This window comes from Psychrobacter sp. 1Y4 (assembly GCF_051847555.1).
Genome location: NZ_JBPYDE010000783.1, coordinates 1 through 617, shown reverse-complemented (window position 1 = coordinate 617; position 617 = coordinate 1). Strand labels below are relative to the sequence as shown.

The window sequence follows — 617 nt, the reverse complement described above, 5'->3', positions numbered from 1 at the left end:
GGATTTGGCACAGTTTGCCGATACCTTTAACAATCATTTGGCAACGCTTGGCTATCCACTGTGCGATGGCAATATCATGATGACCAATGCCATGTGGCGACAACCGCTCAAGCGGTTTACCGCTCAGATTGGCATATGGTTTAGAAACACTGACCCCATGCATGGCATCTACTTGTCCGCCATAATGGATGGCGAATACGTCTGCGGTGACGAAACCCTACTCATACAGGTGCGTCAGCATTTAAGAATGGCGCACAGACAAGCCGATCCAATGTTTGTACGTCAGTTTGCCCGTGCAGCGCTACAGTTTGGCGATGTCAATCAGTGGTGGCAAAAGTTTGTGCCTTTGATAGGGGGTAAATCTATATCAGCAGATATTGATCTAAAAAAAGCAGGAATCTTTCCATTGGTTCATGGTATTCGTACGTTGGCATTGGAAAATGATGTGCTCGATGTGCCTAGCAGTAAAGATCGCCTAAAGGCATTGGTGAAGTCTCATGCCCTGACCCAAGAACGCGCTGATACGTTATTGGAAGCTTTAGAGTTCTTTATGGCGCAGCGTTTATCAGTCGCACTGTCAACCGATGACAAACACGCAAGGCAAGTCGATCCAACGA

The 617-nt window shown here is 47.2% G+C and carries 1 protein-coding gene and 1 pseudogene; both read left to right on the top strand.

From position 1 onward, the window contains the following. Positions 1-4: 4 nt before the first annotated feature. Positions 5-145, top strand: a pseudogene (locus ACS8FC_RS18870) (DUF294 nucleotidyltransferase-like domain-containing protein); the annotation flags it as partial. Positions 146-172: 27 nt separating this feature from the next. Next, on the top strand, positions 173-617 hold a 445-nt coding region (locus tag ACS8FC_RS18865; RefSeq protein WP_439297917.1), incomplete at its 3' end, for a putative nucleotidyltransferase substrate binding domain-containing protein.